The organism is Leptolyngbya sp. CCY15150 (genome assembly GCF_016888135.1).
In the GTDB taxonomy this organism is placed as follows: Bacteria; Cyanobacteriota; Cyanobacteriia; order RECH01; family RECH01; genus RECH01.
This window is the reverse complement of the sequence record NZ_JACSWB010000272.1, coordinates 1-3,528: the sequence shown is the minus strand read 5'-3', so window position 1 is coordinate 3,528 and position 3,528 is coordinate 1. Positions and strand designations below refer to the sequence as shown.

5 protein-coding genes and 1 pseudogene are annotated in these 3,528 nt (G+C 50.6%); all 6 read left to right on the top strand.

What is annotated here, in order from left to right:
- Nucleotides 1–1,689, top strand: a 1,689-nt coding sequence (locus tag JUJ53_RS19770) for a HEAT repeat domain-containing protein (protein ID WP_204153752.1), incomplete at its 5' end; no start/stop codon positions are given.
- Nucleotides 1,690–1,740: 51 nt separating this feature from the next.
- Entirely contained in the window at nucleotides 1,741–1,995 is a 255-nt protein-coding gene (locus JUJ53_RS19765) for a hypothetical protein (RefSeq protein ID WP_204153751.1), read from the top strand.
- Nucleotides 1,985–2,404: a PIN domain-containing protein gene (locus JUJ53_RS19760; RefSeq protein WP_204153750.1), complete on the top strand. Its 420-nt coding sequence runs from the start codon at nucleotides 1,985–1,987 to the stop codon at nucleotides 2,402–2,404. The genes JUJ53_RS19765 and JUJ53_RS19760 overlap by 11 nt, the downstream gene beginning before the upstream one ends.
- A 46-nt stretch (nucleotides 2,405–2,450) precedes the next feature.
- Nucleotides 2,451–2,825, top strand: coding sequence for a hypothetical protein (locus JUJ53_RS19755; RefSeq protein ID WP_204153749.1), 375 nt, complete (start codon nucleotides 2,451–2,453; stop codon nucleotides 2,823–2,825).
- A 56-nt stretch (nucleotides 2,826–2,881) separates the two neighbouring features.
- Nucleotides 2,882–3,174 (top strand): annotated as a pseudogene (locus JUJ53_RS25625) (DUF433 domain-containing protein).
- Nucleotides 3,161–3,391, top strand: a complete 231-nt coding sequence (locus JUJ53_RS19745) for a hypothetical protein (protein WP_204153748.1) — start codon at nucleotides 3,161–3,163, stop codon at nucleotides 3,389–3,391. The pseudogene JUJ53_RS25625 and the gene JUJ53_RS19745 overlap by 14 nt, the downstream one beginning before the upstream one ends.
- Nucleotides 3,392–3,528: the final 137 nt, after the last annotated feature.

Here is a 3,528-nt window from a genome sequence, read left to right as displayed (position 1 = left end):
GTGCGTAGGAACGCGGCAGAGGCGTTAGGGAACCTGGGTTCTGATGCGGCAATTGCGGGGCTGCTCAAAGCTCTTGAAGATTCAGACTCATATGTGCTTAGGAACGCGGCAGAGGCGTTAGGGAACCTGGGTTCTGATGCGGCGATCGCTGGCTTACTCAAGGCACTTGAACATTCAGACGAGGACGTGCGTGGGAAGGCAGTCTACGCATTGGGTAACATTTGCAATGAAGCGGCGATCGCTGACTTACTCAAGGCGCTTGAACATTCAGACCAGAACGTTCGTAGGAGCGCAGTGGAGGCATTGGGTAACATCGGTAGTGAAGCGGCGGTTCCCGACTTGCTCAAGGCGCTTGAAGATGCAGACTGGTGGGTTCGTAGGAGCGCAGCAAAGGCATTGGGCAACATCGGCAGTGAAGCGGCGATCGCTGGCTTACTCAAGGTGATTGAAGATGCAGACTGTAAGGTTCGTAGGAGCGCAGTTGAAGCACTGGGTAACATCGGCAGTGAAGCGGCGATCGCTGACTTACTCAAGGCGCTTGAAGATACAGACCAAGACGTTCGCAGGAGCGCAGTTGAAGCACTGGGTAACATCGGCAGTGAAGCGGCGATCGCTGACTTACTCAAGGCGCTTGAACATTCAGATCAGAACGTTCGTAGGAGCGCAGCGAAGGCATTGGGTAACATCAGCAGTGAAGCAGTGATCGCTGGCTTACTCAAGGCACTTGAAGATACAAACCAAGACGTTTGCAGGAGCGCAATTGAAGCACTGGGTAACATTGGCAGTGAAGCAGCTATCCCTGGCTTACTCAAGGTGCTTGAAGATGCAGGCTGGAGGGTTCGTGGGAGCGCAATTGAAGCACTGGGTAACATCGGCAGTGAAGCAGCTATCCCTGACTTACTCAAAGCGCTTGAAGATGAATATGAGGAAGTGCGCTGGATAACAGTGAAGGCATTGGGTAATATCGGCAGTGAAGCAGCTATCCCTGACTTACTCAAAGCACTTGAAGATACAGACTCAAGCGTTCGTGGAAGTGCCGTCGAGGCATTAGGTAACATCGGCAGTGAAGCAGCTATCCCTGACTTACTCAAAGCGCTTGAAGATACAGACAGGCATGTGTACCAGAAAAGTGAAGCAGCTATCCCTGACTTACTCAAGGCGCTTAAATATGCAGACAGATATGTGTGCAAGAAAGTAGTTGAGACATTGGGCAACATTGGCAGTGAAACAGCAATCCCTGGCTTACTCAAGGTGCTTGAACATTCAGATCAGAACGTTCGTAAGAGTGCCGTTGAGGCATTGGGCAACATCGGAAGTGAAGCGGCGATAGCCGGCTTACTCAAGGCGCTTGGAGATATAGACCAAGACGTGCGTGGGAGTGCAGCGAAGGTATTGGGAAAGATCAAATACGATCGCGCTGCCTACCTCCTCCCCAGTTTCCTCACTCTCCTCTCCACCCAATCTAGCAAGGAGGCCTTCAAGGTCATCCAAGGAATCCAAGCCAACTGCAAGTTCTACAACTACGAAATTTGGCAAGCCCATCTAGCAACGCAGAAGGGCAATAACTCCGCCAGCCAAAGTGGCAGTAGTCCTTCCACAATTAACCAATTCCCCAACGCCAGCGAAGTCAAAATCTTTGAAAACGTTCAAAACTATCACGAATCTCCACCCAAAGACCCACCCCCCTAACCCCTACGATCCATCCGCTACAATCAAACCAAACAAACGGAGACCCTCACCATGCAAATCACGATCGCCCTCCCTGACGCCCTTCAGCAAGCCCTAGTCCATCAAGCCGCCCAAAACCAAACCACCCCTGAACAATTGATCATTCAAGTTCTTAAGCAATACCTCCAACCCGCAATCACAACCGCCGACACCGATCAACTCCTCTCCCTCATCGGTACTCTAGAACTCGGTACTACCGACCTCGCGGAAAACCACGACCAATACCTTGGCGAAGCCCTCTACCAAGAACTCCGCAATGCCGAATAATCTCTTCATTGATACCTCTGGCTGGGCGAGCATTTTTATCCCCACCGAAACCCATTATCCAATTGCTGCCGAGCATTTCCGCACTGCGATCGCCAGCCGCACTGAAATTATCACCACCAACTACGTCATCGCCGAACTTGTTGCACTCCTCAATAGCCCCCACCGTCTACCACGCGATCGCATCTTTAACCACATCAATATTGTTCGCCAAAATCCCTACATTACTCGTATCCACATTGATCCATCCACAGACCAAGCCGCTTGGGAACTTTGCCAAAACCGCCCCGACAAACCCTGGTCACTCGTCGATTGCAGTTCCTTCATCATCATGCAGCAACACAACATCCAACAAGCCCTCACCACCGACCATCACTTTGAACAAGCAGGCTTCATTCGACTCTTGAAATAACCACAAAATCCTGAACGTTTTGAACTTAAATCAGAGAATTTCGCCCATGCCAGGAAAATACGACAACGCCTTTCCAAACGCCCAAAAAGTCCAAATCTTTGAGCAAGTTGATACCTACATCGAAAATAATCACTCAACCGAAGCGACCCAACAGCTTACCCAAGTCCTCACAAAACTACGGCAAACATACCCCCATAAACCTGATGCAGAAATCTTTGAAATTCTGCTCCACGGCTTTGCCACCATGCCCCAAAAGAATCCCCAAAACTGGCAGCGCTGGAAAGATAGTTTCAGCATCCTATTTGCAGGTGGAGTTGAAGCTGCCAAAATTTTAATTCCAGTCGCAGGCATCCCAATCGAAGTCGTCAAGCGGCTTTATGAGATCTACAATCGCAATCAAAACCAACTGCCAGGAGCTTAATCGCCCTCCCCAGCACCATCACCTTCCACAAAACACCAACCCAAGGAGTCTAAACCATGCTAACGACCCCCTATCCCCACCTCGAAACTCCAGCCAACCAACCAGCCCATCTCAAACGCCTCCCTCGCATCCGCGTTACCCAAATCGTCATGGACTACCTCACTCACGGCTGGTCTGTTGATGAAATCTGCCACCAACACCCCTCCTTCTCCCCGCCGAAGCCCATGCCGCCATGACCTACTACTTCGATCACCCGGCTGAAATCGAAGCTGAAATCCAACACGAACTTCAACAACTTGAACAAATCCGTCCTTTAAATCAAAGGAATCTGAACCATGAAAGCCATTGAAACTACAGCTACCCTCTCAGAAAATGGGCAACTTACCCTCGATGAGCCACTAACGCTTGGCATTAGCAGCCGAGTTCGCGTGATTGTACTCATCACTGAACCTGAAGATGACCCGGACGATACCCCGATCGCAGAAATCCGCGAAGGCATTTATCGTGGTTGGCAAGATGCCCTAGCCGGACGCACCAAACCCGTATCGCAACTTTGGGACGGCTGAACCGAAATTTGTGAAATCCTTCAACGCGCTGAAGCCGATCGCTCAAAAAAACTAGGGCGGCAAAACTAGCTGGAGAGCCTTCTGCTCCAGGTTAGCTAAATAAGCTGCAGGGGAACGTCGAAAATGCCGTTGTTGAT